This is a genomic window from Burkholderia diffusa (assembly GCF_902499115.1).
GTDB lineage: Bacteria > Pseudomonadota > Gammaproteobacteria > Burkholderiales > Burkholderiaceae > Burkholderia > Burkholderia diffusa.
Genome location: NZ_CABVPN010000002.1, coordinates 112497 through 135269 on the forward strand (window position 1 = coordinate 112497; position 22773 = coordinate 135269).

General features: G+C 62.9%; 22 protein-coding genes and 3 pseudogenes. 17 read left to right on the forward strand and 8 right to left on the reverse strand.

Annotation, left to right across the window (positions count from 1 at the left end; translation table 11 throughout):
• The first annotated feature begins 107 nt into the window (after positions 1-107).
• Positions 108-1772: an ATP-binding domain-containing protein gene (locus BTE28158_RS02400; protein ID WP_151050054.1), complete on the forward strand. Its 1665-nt coding sequence runs from the start codon at positions 108-110 to the stop codon at positions 1770-1772.
• A 53-nt stretch (positions 1773-1825) separates the two neighbouring features.
• On the opposite strand, the gene BTE28158_RS02405 is transcribed toward BTE28158_RS02400, so the two are convergent.
• The gene (locus BTE28158_RS02405) at positions 1826-3385 is read right to left on the reverse strand and encodes a methyl-accepting chemotaxis protein (protein WP_151051896.1); all 1560 of its coding nucleotides are present in this window, start codon (positions 3383-3385) and stop codon (positions 1826-1828) included.
• A 154-nt stretch (positions 3386-3539) separates the two neighbouring features.
• Between BTE28158_RS02405 and BTE28158_RS32350 the strand changes: the two are divergent.
• Positions 3540-3706, forward strand: a pseudogene (locus tag BTE28158_RS32350) (EmrB/QacA family drug resistance transporter); the annotation flags it as partial.
• A 186-nt stretch (positions 3707-3892) separates the two neighbouring features.
• Positions 3893-4030 (forward strand): annotated as a pseudogene (locus BTE28158_RS02410) (integrase core domain-containing protein); the annotation flags it as partial.
• Between the two features lie 25 nt (positions 4031-4055).
• Here the strand turns inward: BTE28158_RS02410 and BTE28158_RS02415 are convergent.
• The 5 genes from BTE28158_RS02415 to BTE28158_RS33050 form a co-directional block, all read right to left on the reverse strand.
• Complete coding sequence (locus BTE28158_RS02415) at positions 4056-4565, reverse strand: hypothetical protein (protein ID WP_151051898.1); 510 nt, start codon at positions 4563-4565, stop codon at positions 4056-4058.
• Between the two features lie 169 nt (positions 4566-4734).
• A complete protein-coding gene (locus tag BTE28158_RS02420) occupies positions 4735-5394 on the reverse strand; it encodes a hypothetical protein (protein ID WP_151051900.1) in 660 nt (219 codons plus the stop codon).
• A 10-nt stretch (positions 5395-5404) separates the two neighbouring features.
• A complete protein-coding gene (locus BTE28158_RS02425; protein WP_151051902.1) occupies positions 5405-6352 on the reverse strand; it encodes a glycine zipper family protein in 948 nt (315 codons plus the stop codon).
• Positions 6349-6903 carry a PAAR domain-containing protein gene (locus BTE28158_RS02430; protein WP_151051904.1) on the reverse strand — a complete coding sequence of 185 codons (555 nt, stop codon included), beginning with the start codon at positions 6901-6903 and terminating at the stop codon, positions 6349-6351. Before BTE28158_RS02430 ends, BTE28158_RS02425 begins: the two co-directional genes overlap by 4 nt.
• Before the next feature lie 639 nt (positions 6904-7542).
• Positions 7543-7602, reverse strand: a complete 60-nt coding sequence (locus BTE28158_RS33050) for a hypothetical protein (protein ID WP_420868024.1) — start codon at positions 7600-7602, stop codon at positions 7543-7545.
• A 20-nt stretch (positions 7603-7622) separates the two neighbouring features.
• Between BTE28158_RS33050 and BTE28158_RS02435 the strand changes: the two are divergent.
• Positions 7623-8858: pseudogene (locus BTE28158_RS02435) on the forward strand (MFS transporter); the annotation flags it as partial.
• Between the two features lie 87 nt (positions 8859-8945).
• Here the strand turns inward: BTE28158_RS02435 and BTE28158_RS02440 are convergent.
• Positions 8946-9944, reverse strand: coding sequence for a quinone oxidoreductase family protein (locus BTE28158_RS02440; protein WP_151051906.1), 999 nt, complete (start codon positions 9942-9944; stop codon positions 8946-8948).
• A 125-nt stretch (positions 9945-10069) separates the two neighbouring features.
• Here BTE28158_RS02440 and BTE28158_RS02445 point away from each other — a divergent pair, with 125 nt between their 5' ends.
• The 9 genes from BTE28158_RS02445 (at position 10070) to BTE28158_RS02485 (ending at position 18351) form a co-directional block, all read left to right on the forward strand.
• Positions 10070-10984 carry a LysR family transcriptional regulator gene (locus BTE28158_RS02445; RefSeq protein WP_174910381.1) on the forward strand — a complete coding sequence of 305 codons (915 nt, stop codon included), beginning with the start codon at positions 10070-10072 and terminating at the stop codon, positions 10982-10984.
• A 95-nt stretch (positions 10985-11079) separates the two neighbouring features.
• A complete protein-coding gene (locus BTE28158_RS02450; protein ID WP_059607114.1) occupies positions 11080-11640 on the forward strand; it encodes a GNAT family N-acetyltransferase in 561 nt (186 codons plus the stop codon).
• Between the two features lie 9 nt (positions 11641-11649).
• Positions 11650-12489 carry a MerR family transcriptional regulator gene (locus BTE28158_RS02455; protein WP_124623148.1) on the forward strand — a complete coding sequence of 280 codons (840 nt, stop codon included), beginning with the start codon at positions 11650-11652 and terminating at the stop codon, positions 12487-12489.
• Between the two features lie 123 nt (positions 12490-12612).
• Entirely contained in the window at positions 12613-13593 is a 981-nt protein-coding gene (locus BTE28158_RS02460; RefSeq protein ID WP_151050679.1) for a sulfonate ABC transporter substrate-binding protein, read from the forward strand.
• Positions 13594-14210: 617 nt separating this feature from the next.
• Complete coding sequence (locus tag BTE28158_RS02465) at positions 14211-15479, forward strand: M20 family metallopeptidase (RefSeq protein ID WP_151050677.1); 1269 nt, start codon at positions 14211-14213, stop codon at positions 15477-15479.
• Positions 15476-16120: a trimeric intracellular cation channel family protein gene (locus BTE28158_RS02470; RefSeq protein ID WP_151050675.1), complete on the forward strand. Its 645-nt coding sequence runs from the start codon at positions 15476-15478 to the stop codon at positions 16118-16120. The genes BTE28158_RS02465 and BTE28158_RS02470 overlap by 4 nt, the downstream gene beginning before the upstream one ends.
• A gap of 317 nt (positions 16121-16437) precedes the next feature.
• Positions 16438-16977, forward strand: a complete 540-nt coding sequence (locus BTE28158_RS02475; protein WP_151050673.1) for a hypothetical protein — start codon at positions 16438-16440, stop codon at positions 16975-16977.
• A 200-nt stretch (positions 16978-17177) separates the two neighbouring features.
• Complete coding sequence (locus BTE28158_RS02480) at positions 17178-17744, forward strand: nucleotidyltransferase family protein (protein WP_111016823.1); 567 nt, start codon at positions 17178-17180, stop codon at positions 17742-17744.
• Positions 17745-17823: 79 nt separating this feature from the next.
• Positions 17824-18351 carry a 2'-5' RNA ligase family protein gene (locus tag BTE28158_RS02485; RefSeq protein WP_151050671.1) on the forward strand — a complete coding sequence of 176 codons (528 nt, stop codon included), beginning with the start codon at positions 17824-17826 and terminating at the stop codon, positions 18349-18351.
• 329 nt (positions 18352-18680) lie between these two features.
• Here the strand turns inward: BTE28158_RS02485 and BTE28158_RS02490 are convergent, their stop codons facing one another.
• The gene (locus tag BTE28158_RS02490; RefSeq protein ID WP_151050683.1) at positions 18681-19595 is read right to left on the reverse strand and encodes a LysR family transcriptional regulator; all 915 of its coding nucleotides are present in this window, start codon (positions 19593-19595) and stop codon (positions 18681-18683) included.
• Positions 19596-19679: 84 nt separating this feature from the next.
• Here BTE28158_RS02490 and BTE28158_RS02495 point away from each other — a divergent pair, with 84 nt between their 5' ends.
• The 4 genes from BTE28158_RS02495 (at position 19680) to BTE28158_RS02510 (ending at position 22657) form a co-directional block, all read left to right on the forward strand.
• Entirely contained in the window at positions 19680-20687 is a 1008-nt protein-coding gene (locus BTE28158_RS02495; protein WP_151050669.1) for a quinone oxidoreductase family protein, read from the forward strand.
• A gap of 21 nt (positions 20688-20708) precedes the next feature.
• Positions 20709-20993, forward strand: coding sequence for a YciI family protein (locus BTE28158_RS02500; RefSeq protein WP_151050667.1), 285 nt, complete (start codon positions 20709-20711; stop codon positions 20991-20993).
• A complete protein-coding gene (locus BTE28158_RS32765; protein WP_151050665.1) occupies positions 20894-21181 on the forward strand; it encodes an SDR family oxidoreductase in 288 nt (95 codons plus the stop codon). The genes BTE28158_RS02500 and BTE28158_RS32765 overlap by 100 nt, the downstream gene beginning before the upstream one ends.
• A 396-nt stretch (positions 21182-21577) precedes the next feature.
• Complete coding sequence (locus tag BTE28158_RS02510) at positions 21578-22657, forward strand: linear amide C-N hydrolase (protein WP_151050663.1); 1080 nt, start codon at positions 21578-21580, stop codon at positions 22655-22657.
• The last annotated feature ends 116 nt before the right edge of the window (positions 22658-22773 follow it).

Consider the following 22773-nt stretch of genomic DNA (forward strand, 5'->3'; position numbering starts at 1 on the left):
GCCCCCTCTTTCGCATGGCCGGCGCCCGCGCGGCGCGGCGGCCGTGAACCGGTTCCTCAGTACAATAGCCGGACCCTGTTCACGACCGGCCTGCGCCGCCCGACTTCATGGCCCGCCTCATTCCCGACGACTGGAAAAACCTCGCCGCCACCGGTGCGGCCGAACGCGAGCGCGAGACGCTTGCCGCCCTCGAACACGCGCTGCCGGACAGCTACACCGTCTATCACGGCGTGCACTGGACGCGTGCCGACCAGGGCTTCTCGGTGTTCGGCGAAGCGGCGTTCGTCGTCGTGAGCCCGGCCGGCCGCGTGCTGCTGATCGAGCAGAAAGCCGGCTTCCTGCGCGAAACGCCGAAGGGGCTCGTGAAGGTCTACCTGCAGAAGGAGCGCAACGTCCCGATCCAGCTCGCGCGCACGCAGGAGACGCTGCACCGGCGGCTGACCGCCGCGCTCGGCGCGGGCGTCTACGGCGTCGAGGCGCTGCTGTACTGCCCCGACTACGCGATCCGCGAGACGGCGATCGCAGGCGTCTCGGCCGACCGCATCGTCGACGCGTCGCGCAAGGCGCAGCTCGCGCAGGTGATCCTGCAGATCCTGCCCGAGCACGACGAACCGTTGCCGAACGCAGCGAAGCTGCATCATTTCCTCGCGGACGAGCTGGCGCTCACGCCCGACACGAGCGCGCTCGTCGGGCAGGCCGGCACGCTCGTCACGCGGCTGTCTGGCGGGCTTGCCGCGTGGGCGCGCCAGCTCGAGTTCACGCCGTTCCGCTTGCGCGTGACGGGCACCGCCGGCTCGGGCAAGACGCAGCTCGCGGTGCAGGCGATGCGCGATGCGGTCGCGGCCGGCAAGCGCGTGCTTTACGTATGCTTCAACCGGCCGCTCGCCGACTACATCGCGCGCATCGCGCCGCCCGGCGCGAAGATCGCGAACTACCATCAGCTGTGCGACTGGGTGGCCCGCGACGGCGGCTATACGCCCGACTTCGACGCGCCCGGCGCGTTCGAGCGGCTCGAGGCGCACTTCGCGGAAGCGCCGGTTCCGGAACGCTGGCGCTTCGATGTGCTGATCGTCGACGAAGGTCAGGATTTCCACGCGCCGTGGGCGGCCGCACTGGAGCGCCTGCTGGCACCGGACGGCGCATGGTGGTGGCTGGAAGATCCGCTGCAGAACCTTTATCTGCGCGAGCCCGTCGCGCTGCCTGGCTGGGTCACGCTGAAGGCGCTGACGAACTACCGCAGCCCGCGCGACCTGCTCGAATTCGTGCGCGACGTCGTCGGCCGCGTCGAGCCGCTCGCGGCCGAACTGCGCTCGGGCAGCCCGTTCGACGGTTCCGATCCGACGGTGTCGTCATACGGGGAAGACGGCGCGGGCGACGCGCTCGCCGACGCGTGCATCGACGCGACCAAGCGCGCGATCACGCACGCGCTGTCGCTCGGCTTCCGCAAGCAGGACATCGCGGTGCTGTCGTATCGCGGCCGCGAAAGCTCGGTGCTCGCGCGGCTCGACCAGCTCGGCCCGCATCGGGTCAAGCGCTTCACGGGCAAGTACGACCTGTTCGGCAACCCTGAATATCGCGAAGGCGACGTGCTGCTCGATTCGATCTATCGCTTCAAGGGGCAATCCGCACCGTGCGTGATCCTCACCGAGATCGACTTCGACACGCTCGATGCGCGCGCGGCCCGCAAGCTGTTCGTCGGCGCGACGCGCGCGACGATGAAGCTGCTGCTCGTCGCGTCGGCGCGCTCGGCCGCGCAACTCACGGGCGGCTGACACGGCGGGCGGCGGGTGCGCGCGGGACCGACCGCCCCGCCCGCCGCCGCACGTCACGCGACGCGAAACGCCCCCACCGCCCGGCGCAGCCCGTCGGCCTGCTCCTCGAGCGAAGCGGCGGCTGCCGCCGCCTGCTCGACCAGCGCCGCGTTCTGCTGCGACACCTGGTCCATCTGCGACACCGCGCGGTTCACCTGCTCGATCCCGTCGCGCTGCTCGTTCGACGCGGCCGCGATCTCGGTCATGATGCCCGTCACGCGGCCGATCGCCTGCTGGATGTCCTGCATCGTCGCGCCGGCCACGCCGACCAGCCGCGACCCCGTCGCGACACGCTCGACCGACTCGCCGATCAGCGTGCGGATCTCCTTCGCGGCCGACGCCGAGCGCTGCGCGAGCGTGCGCACTTCGCCCGCGACCACGGCGAAGCCGCGGCCCTGCTCGCCCGCGCGCGCGGCTTCGACCGCCGCATTCAGCGCAAGGATGTTGGTCTGGAACGCGATGCCCTCGATCGTGCCGATGATGTCGGCCACCTTCTGCGAGCTCTGGTCGATCTCGTTCATCGTGCCGATCACTTCGCCGACGACTGCCGCGCCGCGCGTCGCGATCTCGCTCGCGTTGTCCGCGCACGCCTGCGCCTCGACCGCGTGATCGGCGTTCTGCTTCACGGTCGCCGTCAGCTGCTCCATGCTCGCGGCCGTCTCCTGCAGCGCGGACGCCTGCTCCTCCGTGCGCTGCGACAGGTCGGTGTTGCCGGCCGCGATCTGGTGCGTCGCGGTCGAGATCGCTTCGGAGCCCTGGCTGACCTGGCGCACCGTATCGGCGAGGCTGCGCTGCATGCCCGTCACGCCCTTGACCAGCTCGGCCATCTCGTCGCGCGACGACCAGCGCACTTCCGACGTCAGGTCGCCGTCCGACAGGCGGCGGAAATGCGACAGCAGACGGTTCACCGGTTGCGTGATCGCGAAATGCAGGCCGATCGCGCAGCCGAGGCACGCGGCGAGACCGAACGCAATGCCGGCGATCGCGCCCGCGCGCATCCAGCCGTAATAGGTCTGCGCGGTGTCGTAGACGTCCTTGCCGCGCGCGGCCTGGTACGCGTCAAGCGCATCGGTCGCCTGCGTGAGCGCGACCGACAGCGGCGGCGCGACCGTCATCAGCAGCCGGTCGGCATCGTCGCGATGTCCCGCGCGGATCGCGTCGATCAACGGCTTCAACGCCTGTCCGATCAGCGCCTGGCGCGCGGCGTCGAGCCGCGTCGCGAACGGGCCTTCGTCGCCGTCGTGCGGCATCGTCGCGTAAGTGCGCCACGCGGCGTCGGCCTTCGCGAGATAGTTCTCGGCCTTGTTGACGAGGTCGGGCACTTCCGGCGCCTCAGGATGCAGCAGCGCGCGGTCGAGCGTGGTGCGCACGATCGTCAGGTTCAGGCTCGCGGCGGACAGCGCGGTCTTCGCGGCCAGCTGGCGCGTATAGGCCTCGTCGAGCGCACGGTTCGAGCTCTGCATGCCGGTCAGGCCGATCAGGCCCGAAACGACGAGCAGCGCGGCGACGAGGCCGAGCGTGGAAAAAATCCGCGTACGGATCGAGAAGCGGGAAAACAGGGCGTTCAGGTTCATGACGGGACGTGAGCGGGAAAGAGTGCCGCGGCAATCGGTCCGCGGCACTCTGGATTACGGTTAGCCTGCAAAAAACTTGAGCCCCGCCCGCTGCCGGGCTGATCGCGATCAATTTTCCGGCCCGCAATCTTCTGTTACCGATGCAACAAATCCAGATGCGACCCGCCGCGACGCGCCGACCGGGCTGATCGTCGCCGCGCTGCTGCTCGTCATGCTGCTGTCCGCACTTGACCAGACGATCGGTCGACCGCGCTGCCGACCATCGTCGGCGAGCTCGGCGGCCTCGACCAGCTGTCGTGGGTGGTCACGGCAACAGCGCTACGGCATCCAGGGTCGCTCGACGGTTCTGGTTTGGCTACGTAAATAGACGCCCTCTTTTATGCCGAAGCGGCAGCGCGCCTGGCGCGCGCTTCGCTCCTCGTCCCATCAACCGATAAACCTGTCTTGCACTTCGACCCATGCAACAACTCCTCGATTAAAGGTGTTGCGACGACCGGTTGAATCCGCCTCCTCAAGGATGAATTCCTGTTGCAACGCCCAGCCAACCTCGAGCAGGCTGCCAAGAAGGCCGAACAGTCGGTACACATCTACAACTACGAGCGGCCACATGCCGAGCTGAAATACAAAACGCCCGATACTGTCAACCTAATCCAGGACTTGACACCATCCGTCAATGCAGCCAGTGCGCTGTCTCTGGGGGCGCTGCATCCGCATAACCAGATATCCAAGTGTCGCTCTGCGTGCTGAACACCGCCCAAGGTCCCACCTTATCGGTTGGCGCACGACACACGCCAAGACGCGCTACAGCCGTCTGAAGCAGTCGATCAAAGCCGGTTTCGTTCAACTCATCGGCCGCCTCTAGTTCGCGCTCGTAGCCCTGCAGACCCAGCGCTTGCCACTCGTCCCGCATGAAGTCAAACGCCCATTGGTTGAACGAGAACGTTACCCGGCCCGTGTTCTCCGGGATGTTGAACGGTAGCAGCACGTAGCGAATGCGCGGCGCATGCACGCATATCACGTCAGTGGGCGTCTCCATCGCGAACCCGTAAGCCATCATGCAATATAGCGGGCTGTCTATGCCGTTCGCGTGGTCTAACAGGTCAAAATCCTGTAGTCGAATCGCTTTCCAATGGGCGCCATCTTCATCGCTGTGATACTCGTTACGCAGGTATGCGTACATGTTCGCCAACAGGCGCGAGACGAACACTACCGGGCCGGATATGCCTTCTTGGGGCGATCCGGTCCAAGCGGGTTCTATGAATGGCCCGGACTTGAGCACGCGGCGTCGCACAACAACCCAAAGTGACAGGGGAGGGGGGGAATGTATTGCGTCTTAACCTTCACCATTCTTAAAGCCCCTCACGCGCCTTGTATTCCGGGTCATTCTTTCGGGTCGAATATACCCAATCCTCCCATTCCTGCTCAGACATATAGGAAAGCGCCTCTTTACTTCGACGCTCGATATATGCGTCCCGCGCGTCAGGCGTCAAGCCTTCCCAAAAAGGTCTCCAGAGATATACAGACCAATATTCCTCTGCACCTTCGTTATAGCGCACAAATGGACCGTAGTAGCACCACACAACCCAAGGCGGCGGCGGCCCAAACTCTTCCTTAGCTTGATCCACGATCAATTCCGCAGAATTTGTAAGAATGTGGACATTCCGGCCGCCCAATTCATCAGAAAAGGATACGAACATGTGATGATTACCATCTTGGTAATGCAGAAGCCGCACCTCCTCCCATCCGCGCCTAATCAAACTCAAGTAACGCGGGAAGGCCTGAATTTCAATATGACGCGTCAACAGCACCGCATTAAATCCCAAATGCATCATCCCGGATACGTTCGGGATGCTATCCAGATCATTAAGCGCAATATTGTCTACAGGTTGAGAAAATACCTCCTGCATCGCCTCAAACGAATGAGGAAACGGAAACATTTTCCCAAGGGCTTTCCGCGCGTCCTGAATGTTGGATTCCGGCGACCTTTTCAACCAATCAAAAATTCCCATGCCGACCTCCCTACTCGCCCATTGTTTGATCCAACAAATACGACTCTCCCATATACGCGAGCGCACCCCCGATAATTCCACCAATCGCGCCGGTAATGATTGCACCCGGCCCCAATTCTATACCGCAAAGCGCACCCGTGGTTGCGCCCATCCGCGCACCGATTGCAGCCCCTGCCCAACGCCCTGCAATACTGCCTTCCCACCCCGCGATCTGTCGGAGTGTCGCTTTCGTAATCGGTCTTACGGATTTGAATTTAATAGATTCGTTTGTCGCCCTAGATAAATCGTAGGCAGTGAGAAAAATCCCAAAGACCTGAACAACTCGCGCCCATTTCTCGACGCCCAAAGCAATCTTTAGTCCTTTCTGCGTGAATATCCCTTCCGCCGGAATAATTGGCTTAGGTTTCACCAAAAATTCACTGTCAACACCCAAAGCCTTTTTCTTCAGATACTCGGCTTCGCGGCGCGCCTTTGGCGGCATACCTTTCACATACTCGTCAATACTTCTACCAATTTCAGCAGGCGTTACCATTACCGCCCCCGAACGCTTCGCTTTAGCAATATCGATGTACACCAACTTCGACGGGTTCTCAGAACCATGAAAACGTTCGGCACCACCCGGGAAATTGCTACTCGCAGATACGAAGGGTGTTTCAACCTTAATTCTTTTATCGAGTTCCAATACATGTTCCGCCGCCTGCGCAAGCCCTTGTGGATTGGGAGCCGTAAGACCTGACATTTCGGGATACACAATCTGGAACCGCTGCAAGGGCGTTAGTTCTCTTGGCAAACGCGGGTCATTGACGCTCGAATAGGTGCGACGAACTAGAAACCCCTCCGGCCCAACCTCATCGACAGTCACGAAGAAAAACGCCTTCGCGGGCATCACATGCCCGAGTACGTCATATTTCGATTCGGTCTTGTCGTTCGTGTGCGTCTGGTAAACAAAATCGCTCATGCGTTCCACCGTTCCAAGGCTTTCACACCGATTGTAATATCGAGTTCCGACACATCATCCGTGTACACGCGCGGGCAGTATCCTGACACGTCCGTTAGCCCCTTGTAGACCGCTCCACTAGCCGTCTTGATGTGATATGGAGTGCTCGGAATCGGGTTCCCAGACTCATCAAGCACACGGACCCGCTCATCGTAGTTACCTCGATATTGGTGCGTCATCGATAACGCACCGCCCCCAGCAAAACCCATATCCGCCATTTGGTGCGATTCGAAGCTTTGGTAACTATCGTGCTGTGACGCAATCATTACGGGCGGCGGAACGCACTGGCAGATGCAGATGTCGCCGTCTAGCGCCTGTTCCTTACCGTGCATCGAGTCGGGCCGACGCGGCCCCTTGGGTGCAATGTGACCGACCGTCTTACAGCCGTGGCAGAAGACTTGCGCACCAACGAACGTTAGAGGCGTCCCGTGGTGCGTACAGGTTGGAATCCCTTCCGTAACGACACCTCCACTTGAGGACTTGTCGCCTTGCTTGAGCAAATATCGCAGCATCTCAGGTTCCTTGTGATGAATTATGCACGCGATATGTGTAAGTCATTTGGATGGATATGTCTATCAGACAAGTCTCAACCTGAAAAAATTTATCCGCACGGCCAATCATTTCAATAAAAAAGATTTTATAGTCTTTTTGTTTTCCCTTACCCCCATGACGACCAAAACAGTTTTTATATAGAGGGGTTTCCTTTTAACTGAATGCCCCTCTTTCCCTCTTGTCTTACTGAAAATTCCCAAATTCCCGTGGCGTCGTCCCCGCAGGGGGCGAGCCAGAAACGCTTAGCCGCAGACGTAGCGCTTCTTTGTCTACATGACCCGCATCTGATCAATGATCCGAACAAGCATGAACACACACGTAGCAATCTACACCGAAGGTGCACGTTTCCGGAATCCCGGCCCCGGTGGATGGGCTGTGTGGTCACAACGAACACCCGGACAACGAACGCACCGACAAGCTCGCAGAGGCTGGATTCCGCTCGGATCAATACTCAGGAATGCGCGTAACTTTGTATAAACCCCGTTTTGAGCGATCCAGAGGGGTTTTTCTTTATCTACATCAGATTATTTAGAATCTCATTATATATAAAGCACAATTTTTTAAATAACGCAACGAATCCCCTTCAATCATGACGCAATTTAAGTACAGGAGCATAAAATAAGCTGCGCAAGTTCTGGTTGCCGGTGCAGAGCGTTGATGTAAAGCCAGTCGTAAAAGGCAGTACGCGGTTGTCCTCAAGGGCTCAGCACTCGGCATGGCGCAGGACATGACGCAGCTGATCGTGCTGCGCGCGCTGCAAGGGCTCGGCGGCGGCGGGCTGATGGTCGTCACGATGGCCGCGATCGGCGACCTCGTGCCGCCCGACCGCCGGGCGCGCTATCAGGGGATGTTCGGCGGCGTGTACGGCCTCGCGACGATCGTCGGGCCGCTGCTCGGCGGCTTCCTGGTCGAACATCTGTCGTGGCGCTGGATCTTCACGATCAACCTGCCGCTCGGCTTCGTCGCACTCGCGGTGATCGGCGTCGCGTTCCGGCCGCACACCGCGCACGTGAAGCACCGGATCGACTATATGGGCGCCGCATTCCTCGCAACGGCCCTTACCTGCGTGATCCTGTTCACGAGCGAAGGCGGTTCGCTGCTGCCGTGGTCGTCGGCGCAGCTGTGGATGACGCTGGTGCTCGGCGTGGTCGCGATCGGCGGCTTCATCTACGAGGAACGGCTTGCGGCCGAGCCGATCATGCCGCTCGAACTGTTCCGCCAGCGCACCTTCGTGCTGATGAGCCTGCTCGGCTTCGTCGTCGGCATCGCGCTGTTCGGTTCGGTCACGTTCATTCCGCTCTATCTGCAGGTGGTGAAGGGCTCGACGCCGTCGCAGGCCGGGATGCAGCTGCTGCCGATGATGGGCGGGATGCTCGCGATGTCGGTCGCGAGCGGCCGGCTGATCTCGCGGCTCGGCACGTATCGGCCGTTTCCGATCGCGGGGACGCTGATCGGCGGCATCGCGATGGCGCTGCTGTCGACGCTGACGCTCGACACGCCGCTGCACACGATGTACGCCTACATGGCGCTGCTCGGGATCGGGCTCGGCATGGTGATGCCGGTACTCACGCTCGCCGTGCAGAACACGGTCGAGTTCCGGCACATGGGGGTCGCGACGTCGGGCGCGACGCTGTTCCGCTCGATCGGCGGCTCCCTCGGCGTCGCCGCGTTCGGCGCGCTGTTCTCGCACGGGTTGCAGTCGCGAATCACGCAGGCGCTGCCGGCCGGCACGGAGCTGCCGCCCGCGCTCGGTCCGGCGGTCGTGCACCAGTTGCCGGATGCGGTGCGCGAGGCGTACCTGCATGCGTTCGCCGGGTCGCTGCACGTGGTGTATCTCTCGGCCGCGGGCGTGATCGCGATCGCTTTCGTGCTCGCGTGGTTCGTCGAAAGCGCGCCGCTGCGCAAGCATCACTGATCGGCGGGCTCGCAGCGGCACCGTGGCTCCGCCGCCTGTCCGCAGAGGGGCGCAGCGAGGCGACCGTTCACGACGCGCGGTCCGCCGTCACGGCACCAGCACCACCCCGCCCGTCGTCTGTCGCGATTCCAGCAAACGATGCGCGTCGGCCGCCTGGTCGAGCGGCAGCCGCGCGCCGATCTCCACGTGCATCCCGCCCGAGAGCCGTTCGAGCGTCGCGCGCGCCGCCTCCCGATACCCCGCCACGTCACGCGCGATGAAGCCCAGCACGCTCGGCCGCGCCAGCGCGATCGAGCGGGCCGGGCCCAGTTCATCGAGGTCGATCGTCTGCCGGGCGCCGATCGCGGCAACCTGCCCGATGCTCGCGACCATCCCGAACGGCCGGACCGCGCCGAGCGTGCGCGTCAGCACGTCGCCGCCGATCCCGTCGATCGCATAGTCGACGCCCGCGCCGCCGCCGAACGCACGGGCCGCCGCGACGAAATCCTCCTCGCGGTAGTCGACCACCACTTCCGCCCCTCGCGCGCGCACCAGTGCCGCCTTCGCGGCCGAGCCGACCGTGCCGATCACCCGCGCGCCGAGCGCGCGCGCCCACTGCGTCGCCAGCAACCCGACGCCGCCGGCCGCCGCGTGCACGAGGACGGTGTCGCCGGCCCCCACGTGGCGCACGCGGTGCAGCAGCATGTAGACGGTAATGCCTTTCAGCAGCCCGGCCGCGACCGCGTCGTCGCTCACGCCGTCGGGCACGGGCACCACGCGCTCGGCAGGCAGCGTGCGCAGGCTCGCGTAGCTGCCGGTCGGCAGCCCCGCATACGCGACGCGCTGGCCCGGTACCAGCCCCGTCACGCCGGGCCCGACCGCATCGACCACGCCGGCCGCCTCGACACCAAGCGCGTCCGGCAGTGCCGGCATCGGATGCGCGCCGGTCCTGAAATAGATGTCGACGAAATTCACGCCGACGGCAGTCTGGCGAATCCGCACCTCGCCGGCGCCGGGCGGCGCGACGGGCGCATCGAGGCGTCGCAGCACGCCGGCATCGCCGTAGCGGTCGATCCCGATCCGGGTGGCAGTGGCAGTCTGGGTCATGACGTTCCTCGCAATCGAATGATGTGACACGATCATCTCATCGTGCATAATCGATCGGAATTCCCGTTTCACGCCCATCTACCGTGCAAAATTCGACCGATCCGACGCCGGCGTCCGCGCCGCCGATGAGCTGGGACGACCTCCGCTATTTCCTGGCGGTGATGCGCGGCGGCAGCCTGTCGGCCGCCGCGCGAACGCTGCAGGTCCAGCACTCGACGGTCGCCCGGCGCATCGATGCGCTGGAGTCCGCGCTCGGCATCCGGCTGTTCGACCGGTTGCCACGCGGCTGGCCGCCGACCGACGAAGGCCTGCACCTCGCCGAGCATGCCGCGCGCGTCGAAGCCGACGTGCATGCGTTCGCGCGCGCCGCGCAGGGGGCAGCGGCGCTCGACGGTGTCGTGCGCGTGTCGGCGTCGCCGGTATTCGCGAGCCACTTCCTCGCGCCGCGGCTCGCCCGCGCGCAGCGCGCATGGCCCGCGCTGCGGATCGACCTGATGGGCGAGATGCACGCGGCCAACCTCTACGCGCGCGAAGCCGACCTCGCGGTGCGCCTGTCGCGGCCGAGCGAGCCGGGGCTGGCCGCGCGCCGGCTCGGCACGATGCGCTTCGCGCTGTGCGCGTCGCCCGACTGGGCCGCCGCGCCGCCCGACACCTGGGCATTCCTCGGCTACGACGACGCACTCGCACAAATGCCGCAGCAGCAATGGCTCGAACGCTTCGCGGCCGGGCGCCGCTTCGCATTCATCGCCAACGATCTGGCCGCGCTGCATCGTGCGTGCGTGGCCGGCGCGGGAGTCGCATTGCTGCCGCGCTTTCTCGTCGACACGTCGGCGACGGATGCGGACGCGGGCACGCCGGCTTCGGCCGATCCGTCGCTGTCGACTGCCGCCGCGCTCGTCGAGTTGACGTCCGCGCCCCGATGCGATGTCGAGCGCGAGATCTGGCTCGTCGTCCACCCGGACGTGCGGCGCTCGCCGCGCGTGCAGCGCGTCGCGGATGCGATCGCCGACGCGGTTCGCGACGCGGACGGCCATTTGTAGGCGCGGCTTCTCCTGACCGCGCGACGCGACCCATGCCTTTACGGCGCCGCCTCGCGGCCGGCATAGTAGCGGTTTCGTCCACCCGTTCCGCCACCATGTCCGCCGCCCCCGCCTGCGTCGTCCGCGACGCGACCGATACCGATCTCCCCACCATTCACGCGATCTATGCACACCATGTGCGCCACAGCGTCGCGTCGTTCGAGGAGACGCCGCCCGACGTCGACGAACTGCGCGCGCGCCGCGACGCGGTGCTGCGTCACGGGCTGCCCTATCTCGTCGCGGAATGCGACGGCCGCATCGCCGGCTATGCGTACGCGACGCCGTATCGCACGCGCAGCGCGTACCGCCACACGATCGAGGATTCGATCTACATCGACGACGCGCAGCGCGGCCGCGGCATCGGCCGCGCGCTGCTCGCGGCGCTGATCGCGCGGTGCGAGACCGGCCCGTGGCGGCAGATGATCGCGGTGATCGCCGACGGCGGCACCGGCGGCTCGACGTCGCTGCACCGCGCATTCGGCTTCGAGCCGGCGGGCGTGCTGAAGGCGGTCGGTTTCAAGCACGGCCGCTGGATCGATACCGCGCTGATGCAGCGCGCGCTCGGCGACGGCGCACGCACCCTTCCCGCCTCGCCCGAGCCTGGCGCGTCGCGCTAGAATGGCCGCATGCCAAGACAGACTCCAACCATGCCAGACGAGGCCGCACCGGATTCCCGCAACGAGTACACGGTCGACGAACTCGCACGCGTGTCCGACACGACCGTGCGCAACGTCCGCGCATACCAGGATCGCGGACTGCTCGCGCCGCCCGAGAAGCGCGGGCGCGTCGGCATCTACGACGACACGCACGTCGCCCGCCTGAAGCTGATCAACCACCTGCTCGCGCGCGGCTACACGCTGTCGAACATCCAGGACTTGATCATGGCGATCGACGAAGGCCACGACCTGCGTTCGATCCTCGGCCTGGAGAACGCGATCGGCGGCCGCTGGTCGCACGAACTGCCGAAGACCTATTCGCTCGCGCAGCTCGCACAGATGTTCGGCCCGCAGACGGCATCGCAACTGTCACGCGTGACCGAACTCGGTCTGCTCGAACGGCGCGGCCTGTCGTTCGTCGCGAAAAGCCCCGCGCTGCTCGAAGCGGCAGCCGCGATGACCAAGGAAGGCATCCCGCCGCGCGAGCTGCTCGACGTGATCAGCCTCGCGCGGCCGCATTTCGACGCGATCGCGCGGCTGCTCGTCGATCTCGTCGTGAAGCGGCTCGACCGCTACGACGCCGGCACGCTGCCGCCGGTCACAGACGTGCCCGCGCTCGTCGACGCGATCTGGCGTCTGCGCCCGCTTGCGGCCGTGTTCGTCGAAGGCGAGACGAACCGAGCGCTCGAGACGGCGGCAAGCGCCTATCTCGGCGGCCGCGTCGCGACGATCCTCGACAAGAAGCTCAGCGACGAAGCGGCACGACAGGCCGGCACGCCCGATCCACAAGGCGACGGCGACAAAGCATAGGACCGCCGCCGTCATATTCATATCGGCAATGCTTCGTTTGCGGGCCCGACCGCCCATGCGACGATTCTTCCAACCGAGCGGCACGCGCCGCTCACCGAAGACGTTTCGCATGGAGCCTGTTCGATGATTCGTTTCACCCGCTGGATCACCCGCGCCGCTGCGACGGCGCTCGTCGCCGTCGCAGCCACATCCGCGTTCGCGCAGGGCGGCGCCGACAAGGTCGTGCGCATCGGCTACCAGAAGGCCGGCCTGCTGTCGATCATCAAGGCGCAGGGCTCGCTTGAAGCGCGCCTCAAGCCGCTCGGCTACAACGTCCAGTGGTTCGAATTCCCGGCCGGCCCGCAACTGCTCGAGGCACTGAACGCGAACAGCATCGACTTCGGCTATACGGGCGCGCCGCCGCCGGTGTTTGCGCAAGCGGCCGGCGTGCGCTTCGTGTACGTCGGCGCGGAGCCGCCGTCGCCGCACAACGAAGCTGTGTTCGTGAAGGCCGATTCGTCGATCCGCTCACTCGCCGACCTGCGCGGCAAGAAGGTCGCGCTGCAGAAGGGTTCGAGCGCGAACTACCTGCTGCTCCAGGCGCTGAAGCAAGCAGGTGTGCGCTACGACGAGATCCACCCCGTGTACCTGCCGCCCGCCGACGCGCGCGCCGCATTCGAGAGCGGCAACGTCGACGCGTGGGCCGTCTGGGATCCGTACTATGCCGCCGCGCAGAATTCGTTGAAGATTCGCACGCTGTCCGACTACACGGGTCTTACGCCCGCGAACAACTTCTACGAGGCAACGCGTGATTTTGCTGAGCAGCATGCCGACGTGATCGGCGCGCTCCTGAAGCAGGCGCGTGAGACGGGGCTGTGGGTCAACGGCCATCCAGCCGAGACGGCCGCGCTGATCGCGCCGAAGGTCGGGCTGCCGTCGCCGCTCGTGGAAACGTGGATCAAGCGCGTGCCGTTCGGTGCGGTGCCGATCGACGAGAAGATCGTCGCGGTGCAGCAGGGGGTGGCCGATGCGTTCTACGCCGCGAAACTGATTCCGCAGAAGCTGAGCGTCGCGGATAACGCGTGGACCGACAAGCGCGTGGCAACGGCTTCGGTGGCGAAGTAACGGGCGGCGCGCACTCAATTGGAAAAGGCCGACGGGTGCCCCGCCCGTCGGCCTTTTTTCGTTCTTCTGGGATTTCAGGGGGAACGTCGGGCGCACTGTCGGCGTTCAGCCATCTTTCAGCACTTTTGAACTGCCATTCGAACGTCGATTCCGCTCGGACAATTGATCTTCTGCGCGTGGTCCGGTGAGGCAGCTACGAACGTTCGGCTATCGTGCCGATACCTCGCTGCGGGGCCCGACGCGTACTTCCGGGTTCGGCCAGGAGGAGTCATACGCCGTCTCGCCGAGACGGACCTGCGGGTGACCGCTTTGTCTCATGAATCGACAGGAACTTCCGGATTACCGCTATCGAGACTATGGTTCTCTTGTATTCCTGTCCCGCTTCGGGGCAGTAGGCGATTTGACGGAACCGTAATACGGAGTGCCAGGGTAGAGGCAGCTCGCCCGGATGTTCCGTGTTTCGCCCTGTCGCAGGCATCGGACTAGTCGGCTGATTGCGTACCGCGGTCCTGCCGCCGGGTCGCCAGATCGGGCGCAAGCGCTGCCAGGCTTCACCGACGGCCGGCGCGTGCGATGCGACATCGGCCACCGCAAAGAACCATTTGAAAGGATCGATCATGCCTGCATTGGTGGAAGCGACCAAGGACGCCATCGAAAGCCTCTTGCCTGAGCTCGAAGCGATCTACAAGGACCTGCACGAGCATCCCGAACTGTCGATGCAGGAAGTGCGCACCGCACGTATTGCAGCCGATTATCTCGAAAATGTCGGCTATGACGTTACGCGGGGTGTCGGCGTGACCGGCGTCGTGGGGGTGTTACGCAACGGCGACGGTCCGACTGTCATGTTGCGCGCGGACATGGATGCGCTTCCGATGGCAGAAGCGACCGGATTATCGTATGCCAGCACGGCGCGGGCGAAGGACGAGGATGGCCTCGAAGTGGGCGTCGCACACTCGTGCGGCCACGACATGCACGTGACCTGGCTGATGGGTGTGACGCACCTGATGGCTGCGCACCGGGACGCCTGGCGCGGAACGCTGATGGCGGTCTTTCAGCCGGGCGAGGAAGTGGCGCGCGGCGCCCGCAGCATGATCGACGACGGCATGGCCGAACGCTTCCCTAAGCCTGACGTGATCCTTGGCCAGCACGTCATGGTTGGCGCGGCGGGCACGGTCGGCTATCGGAGCGGCACGATTCTTTCGGCGGGCGACAGTTTGAAGGTAAGGCTGTTTGGACGCGGTTCGCACGGATCGCAGCCACAAACCTCGATCGATCCGGTCATCATGGCGGCGTCGACGACGCTCCGTCTGCAGACGATCGTATCGCGGGAAATCTCCCCGCGCGATAGTGCGGTGCTGACGATTGGTGCGCTGCAGGCTGGAACGAAAGAGAACATCATCCCCGACGACGCGACGCTCAAGCTCAACATGCGCACATTCGACGAAGACGTGCGCGAATACATGCTGGGTGCGATCCGGCGCATCTGTTGCGCGGAATGCATGGCTTCCAACGCACCACGCGAGCCCGAATTCACGACGCTCTCGAGCTATCCGCTGACGATCAACGACGCGCAGACAACCGAGCGTGTGCGGGCGGCTTTCGAAGCACACTTTGGCGAGCGCGCCTACGAAACGCCCCCGGCAGCGGCGAGCGAGGACTTCAGCGTATTCGGGCGCGAATGGGGCGTGCCGTATGGGTTCTGGTTCATCGGCGGAACCGATCCGGATACGTTTAGAAAGGCGTTGGCAGAGAAAAAGCTCAACGAGATTCCCAGCAACCATTCGCCGAAATTCGCGCCGGTACTCGACCCGACGCTGCGTACGGGGCTGGAAGCGATGCTATGCGCGGCCGGGGCGTGGCTCGACAAGCAAGATACATCGGCGTGAATTCGCACGCGGCCTACTTCACCCTCGATCTGGTCGGAACTTTCGTATTCGCGATGAGCGGCGCTGTTGCCGCTCGCCAAAAGCGGCTGGACCTGTTCGGCATCTTGTCCATCGCGTTCATGGTGGCATGCGGCGGCGGAATCGTGCGTGACGTCTGCATTGGCGCGATTCCGCCCGCAGGGCTTTCAAACTGGAGATATCTGGCGGCTTCCGTGCTCGCGACCGCGGTCGCGATTTTCGCGTATGCGCCGGTACGCCGTCTACGGCAGCCCGTCCTCTTCTTCGATGCGATCGGGCTCGGCCTGTTCGCCGTTGCGGGTGCGCAAAAGGCACTGAGCTTCGGACACAATGCGGAGCTCGCCATTTTGCTCGGCATCGTGACTGCGGTCGGCGGCGGTGTCATGCGCGACGTCGTGCTTTCGCGCCTGCCGGCCATTTTGGACCGCGAGGTCTACGCGACGACTGCGCTCGCCGGTGCGGGCGCACAAGTTCTGTTCTCGTCCGCGCACTGGGCGCAGTGGTGGACGCCATGGTTCGCGACAATCCTCTGCGTCGCCATTCGGCTTGCTTCGCTTCGGTTTGGCTGGCGCTTGCCCACCTTTCGTGGGCAGCGCGCCAGCGAGCTTCCCGACGACGAATAGCCTGCGTGGACGTGCGAATCCGACAACGCCCAAGTCTTCACGATTGCATGTTTACCGCGTGCAGGTCGGCTCAGGGGAGGTGCGGATTCGTGCTGCCCTTGCAAGTACAACGCGATGCACTCGATTGATGTTCCTGATCCCCCCCCCGACACTGCATACCGCGCCGTCGTAACCCGATCCAGACAAGAAAGGTTCATCGCGGATTTCCGGGGAACGCCGGGGACGAACGTCGGTGTTCGGCCAAAACCAGTCATTCGACATACAGGTGGGAATCGTCAACAATCGCGGTCACCGCTCGCACAGGACAGGGGAAAGAATTGAAGAAAGGTTTTGCGCTACGCCTAACAGGTTTGGCTGGTGTCGTCTACGCGCTCGGCGGTTGCGCCAACGTACCCTCTGAGCCCAATACTCTTGCCGATTTGCAAGGCTCATACGACGTCATCGACCAGTTCTCGTACAAGTACACTCATGCCACGCGCATTGACGTTCATTTCTTGCCGCCCGACGCACAGGGGAAAACTCAAGCAGATCTTGCGATCTACGATGGCGAGCGCGTGCAGGCATTCCGCTTGGACGATTGTGGTTATCCTGGCGACCGCATCGCGCACGACATCGCTAACAGCGACGCGCCACACGCGTCTGAAGTGGTCCGTTGCCTCAACGGAGGGGACAGAAGCCGCCCGGTGCTCTTTCTGATCAGAAGTCTTGACGGGCATAGACTCGTGTTCCATCCCGACGGGGGGCTGATTTCGTCTCTAACCCACGATCCTATCTATTCGGACACTGGGCTGATGGCGATTATCAACTGGGCTCCCGTGTGGAAATCGGGATTTGTGATAAAACGCGCGGATCGTTAGAGTTGCCTTTTTGCAAAAGCGTCACCGTCGGCTTCGGGTCGGGCGCTGCCCCTCACATCGGGCCGGATTCGGCCGAGCTGACACGGCACGTTCCCGGCTGTGCATCGGGCAGGATGCGGCCAGTTTCGGTTACTCGACGGTGCGCCCGGATTTGGTGACAATTTCACCCGTTCTGCTCGTTTAGGCCACGTAGATCCGCGATGAATCTCAACGAAAGATTAATCGAAATAGCCCGACAGTCGTCTTGGTGTATGTCTGCGCTGTCGGCGGCACGTGCAATGGGCCTGAAATCCTGGTGCATTGGCGCAGGGGCCATTCGTAATTTGGTCTGGGACTCGCTTCACGGATATGTGACTCCGACACGCCCAGCCGACGTCGATTTAGCCTACTTCGACCCGTCTGATTTGTCGTCGATTCGCGATGCCGAAATCCAGCGCAGCCTCACGGCGCAATGTCCCGAAATTCCGTGGGAGGTCACAAATCAGGCCGCTGTTCATCTCTGGTTCGAGAGCGCCTTTGGGCATCCGGTGTCCCCCTTCAGTTCACTGGCCCAAGCCGTTGCGTCGTGGCCAGAGTACACGACGACGGTAGGACTGACTTTGCTTAGTGACGGGACAATTGATGTCTGCGCACCATACGGACTCGACGACCTTTTTTCCATGGTGGTACGACGCAATCCAGCGCGTGTCAGCATTGATACCTATCTTCGGCGAATCCAGCAGAAGAGATACAAGGACCGCTGGCCCCGTGTGACCATCATCGTTTAGAAATGCCGCAGGCAGTCAAGGGGCGTGTTACCGACGGAAGTCGAGCATAAATGATCAATCGACGCGAGAGGATTCCCGAATGCTCACAACAGCGTTCGTCGTTGAGGTTCCCGCAGCAGAGTCAACAGTAGCGGACCTTCGGAGCCGGTTTGATGCTACCTCTGACCAGGGCGTGCCGGCGCATATCACGGTTCTGTTTCCCTTCATGCCGCCTGACGAAATTACGACCGATGTCCTTCGTCAGGCGCAAAGCGCGCTGAGTGTTGTGCAGCCGTTCGAATTTTCGTTGAGGAAGGTCGGGCGGTTTGCGGTCACCACTTATCTTGCTCCTGATCCGCCAGAACCGTTCGTCGCCTTGACGACTGCGCTGGTCGAGCGCTTCCCCATGTTTCGCCCCTATGGTGATGCACACGATGGCATCGTTCCACATCTGACTGTCGCGCATGGCGATGCTGCGACAGCTCATTTGGCTGCCGTCGAGCTCGAACATCGTCTGTCTGCGCAGGAGGCGATTCGAACGTGCTGTGGCTCTGTCGCTCTGCTGGAGAACTCGTCGGGTCGCTGGAGGAAGATGCATGTGATTGATCTTCCAAATGTCTACGTGTAATGACGATCGACCGCAGTCCGGTCTGCGCGGTTCTATGGCACTAGGCGTCTAGCCCATCTGAAGCGAATGGCCGCTTTGTAGAAAGCTGGCCGGCCGCTTCGGGTCGGCTTCCGCCGGATGCAGTCCGTTTGACGCCGGCATCCGACAACGGCTCGCCGTCGCGCTGTAGTCGGCCAGGAATGGACATTTGACTACGATACAACGATCGTCGCCAATATATGCAGGCTCGTGGCTGCCATCCATGGGTCGCGTTTGCACTCTCGCGAGGAGAGAGGTTGGTTGTGGTGACGTTAGCCCGGCGGCAGCCGGAGGGAAAAAACCTCGTTGAATCAGTCTAGGGCCTTTCCCAGGAGCAGCGCTTGAGCTTCGACGACCAGTTCTACCAGGAGATCGGCAAGGGTCCGCACACGTGGCGAACGTTTGACATCCGGGTGCATCACCAGCCATAGCTTACGTACCGTAGGGCATGCGGGATCGGGTACAGCCGCTAGTGCATCGTCGTTCGCAGCTAAAAAGTGGGGCAGTATTGCGATTCCTAGCCCCGCGCGGGCGGCATTAAGCAATGCAGCGAGATCGTTGCTCCTGAAGACAAAACGCCGATTGCCGGCAACATGAGTAAGCCAGCGCTGCTGCGGTACCTGCTCGAGACTGTCGTCGTAACCAAGAAATTCCCAAGCATCAGCTGCTCGGCGGGTATAACCATGGGCGGCGTAAAGTCCATAGCCCACATCCCCAATGCAACGCGTCGCCAGGCCCGGTGCAGTGGGCCGCGACATTCTGATCGCTAGGTCGGCCTCGCCCCTTGCCAGATTGGCATCCCGCGATTCGCCTATAACTTCCAGATCGATGTTTTGCCATCTGGAGCGCATGGCGGCTAACCGAGGCACGACGAAATGACCGGCCAAGACCGGTGGTGCCGAAACCCGGACCGTTCCCTGCAAGGATGAAACGCCGAGTGCTACCCGCGAAAATGCCTGCGCTTCGTCATCAAGTCGGCCGGCTTGGGCGACGAGCTTCTCACCTTCCGACGTCAATGACCAGGCTTTGGGTAAGCGGTCGAACAGCCTGATCCCGAGCGACCGTTCCAGTGCCTCGACGCGCCTTGCTACGGTCGAGTGTTCGACCCTGAGCCGCCGTGCCGCGCCCGACAGGCTGCCGGTGCGCGCGAGTTCGAGGAAATAACGGATGTCATCCCACTGTAGACCACGCTTGTCACCGCCAGCGATGGGTGTGTTTTTTTGCACAATTAGTGTGTAGCTTTTGAGAATTGTTGAGCTATTTTGCTCAACGTAACCTGCGCTTGCAAGTTCATCCAACAGGACAACATCATGACCAAGCGCGAATCTTTTCTCGACTCAACAGCTGCTTCCCAGATCGTCATCAGGCAATATGGCGACGCATCGGAACTCACCGCCGTAGACGCAACACTACCTCCGCCTGCGGCGGGCGAAATTCGAGTTCGGCACACCGCGATCGGTGTGAACTATGTCGATACCTATCACCGCACCGGTCTCTACCAGTTGCCCTCGCTTCCCGCAGTTCTTGGGGTCGAGGCCGCCGGGATCGTTGAAGCGCTCGGGCCGGATGTCGACACGGTGCAACAGGGCCAGCGTATCGCCTACGCCGGTCCACCCGTCGGCAGCTATGCCAGCGCCCGCAACCTGCCGGCCGCGCGGGCCATCCCCTTGCCAGATGACGTAACCGACGACGCAGTGGCGAGCCTACTGCTGCGCGGCATCACCACTCACATGCTGCTGGCCTACGTCCGTCCCCTGAAGGCTAGCGATACTGTGCTCGTGCACGCGGCGGCCGGCGGTCTCGGGTTGGTCCTCGTGCAGTGGGCGAAGGCCATGGGCGCTCGCGTCATCGGCACGGTCAGTTCGCCGGCCAAGGCGGCACTGGCCATCGAACACGGACTGGACCACGCTATCAATTATCGAGACGACGACTTCGTGGCGGAGGTCATGCGGCTGACCGATGGCCAAGGCGTCGATTACGCTATCGACGGGATCGGCGGAAAGACCCTGCTTGATACCCTCGGCTGTGTACGCCCCTACGGCATGGTCGCTAGTGTCGGCCAAGTGGCTGGCGACCCGGGGCCGCTCGATCTTTCGGTGCTCGGCCCGACGCGTTCCGTGGCCCTCTCCCGGCCTGGCGTCTTCCGCTTCATGATGGATCCGGCGCGTTACCGCGAAGGTGCACTGGCAACCATCCGGCAACTGCAGGCCGGGCTGAAGCCGACAATTGGCGCTATCCAACCTTTGAGCGAAGCGGCCGAGGCACATCGCCGACTAGAATCCGGGCAAACCGTGGGCGCAATTCTCCTGCGCCCCTGAGCAAAAGAGACGAGGATCATCATGCTATTTCTAGTGCTTCTCGAGTATCTGCGTCCCCTGTCCGAAGTGGACTTCCACATGGATGACCATCGTGCCTTTCTGAGTCGACATTACGCCGCGGGACACTTCCTGCTTTCGGGTAGGAAGGTGCCGCGGACCGGTGGAGTGATTCTCGCCAGGGCCGACGCCCTTGATGAGGTCACGCAATGGGTTTCCGAAGATCCATTTCATCAGGCAGGCGTCGCCCGCTACCAAATCATTGCTTGGGAACCGACTATGGCGGCCCAGGGTATACCCAACATCTGAGGTTGGCTTTGCCAAGTGCTAAAAAACACTGTCATCGCCGAGCAAGTCATGCCGTGTCTAAGGCGGCCCTGCCCGGCATGACGAAATCCCTGGCACGGGCGCTGGCGCCGGGAATTCGCGTCAATTGCGTCGCGCCCGGTGCTGTCGAAACCCGCTGGTGGTCCGGAAATGAAGCCCGGATGCGCTAGCTCTCGGGCAACCTTCCGCCACGGCGCCTCTCTACACCAGAAGACATCGCTCAGACTATCTGGCTTGTGCTTACAACCCGTTGGTTGTCCGGTTGCGGCGGTATCGATAGTCCGGAACGGGGCGACAGCGGTCAGTTGCTTTTGACCGCAGCCGGCCAGGAAGCGACATTCACTGCACGATCTAGGTACAACCCAGCGCGCATTCCGATCTCACACTTGGCTGCAACGGCCCAGTTGACAACTGCATTACGGAAATCCAATACTTCCCTTTTCCTCAGACGTTGTCGGCGCGATATTGCCCGGGTAATCAATCGCAGCAGGCGGACACGAGTCGCCTTCGCAGCGAGCGTCGGCGTCGAGCGATCTGTAATCACCAACACAGCGTGAGGAATTGCCATGCGCCGCCCTTTTTGCGTCGTTCTGACCTGTCTCGCCGCAGCAGCGACGCTCCTCGTCGATCCGGCCGGATCGCTGGCCTGTACACGCGTCGTCTATCACGGTGACAACGACGACGTTATCACCGCCCGATCGATGGACTGGAAGCTCGACGTCGCCACCAATCTTTACATCCTGCCGCGTGGCATCGCCCGCACCGGTGAATCCGGTCCGAACTCTCTTAAATGGACCGCCAAATACGGTAGCGTCGTGGCTACCGGTTATGACGTCTCCACCACCGATGGCATGAACGAAAAGGGGCTAGCCGCTGAACTGCTCTGGCTCGTCGAGTCGCAATATCCCCCCTTCGACAAAAACTCGAAACCGGGACTCACCATCGCCGCATGGGCGCAGTACGTGCTGGACAATTTCGCCACCGTCGCGGAAGCGGTCGCTGCGCTTGAGAAAGAGCCGTTCACAATCGTCACTGACAACGTCCCCGGAGAACAGCGCCTCGCCACACTGCACCTCGCCATGTCAGACGCGACTGGCGACAGCGCCATCGTCGAGTACATCGGCGGCAAGCAGATCATCCATCATGGTCGGCAGTACCAGGTCATGACCAATTCACCGACCTTCGACGAGCAGCTTGCACTGAACGAATATTGGAAGCAGATAGGCGGCACCGTCTGGCTGCCTGGCACCAATCGCTCTGCTGACCGGTTTGCGCGCGCCTCGTTCTACGTCAACGCTATCCCCAAGAGTGAAGACCCAGCCATTGCACTTGCCAGCGTTTTCAGCGTGATCCGTAACGTGTCGGTGCCGTTCGGGATCACCACCCCAGGCGAGCCGAATATATCGTCCACACGCTGGCGCACCGTTGCCGATCACAAGCGCATGCTCTACTTCTTCGAATCGGCCGTCACCCCGAGTACTTTCTGGGTCGATCTCAACAAGGTCGACTTCTCCGCCGGCGCACCTGTCAAACGTCTCGACCTCGGCAAGGATCAGCGCAATTCATTCGGCGGCGAAGTCTCCAAGGACTTTCAACGCGCACCCGCGTTTCCCTTCCTCGGCACCGACGCCAGCAAGTCCCGCTGAGGCGTGGCGTGACGGCTTCATCGTCGACGCATTCTGTCAGTGCCATGACTCGTTCCGGCCGGATGCCTGTCGCCAGCACGTTACATCTCGCGGAGGTATCGCCAGCACTGAGTCTG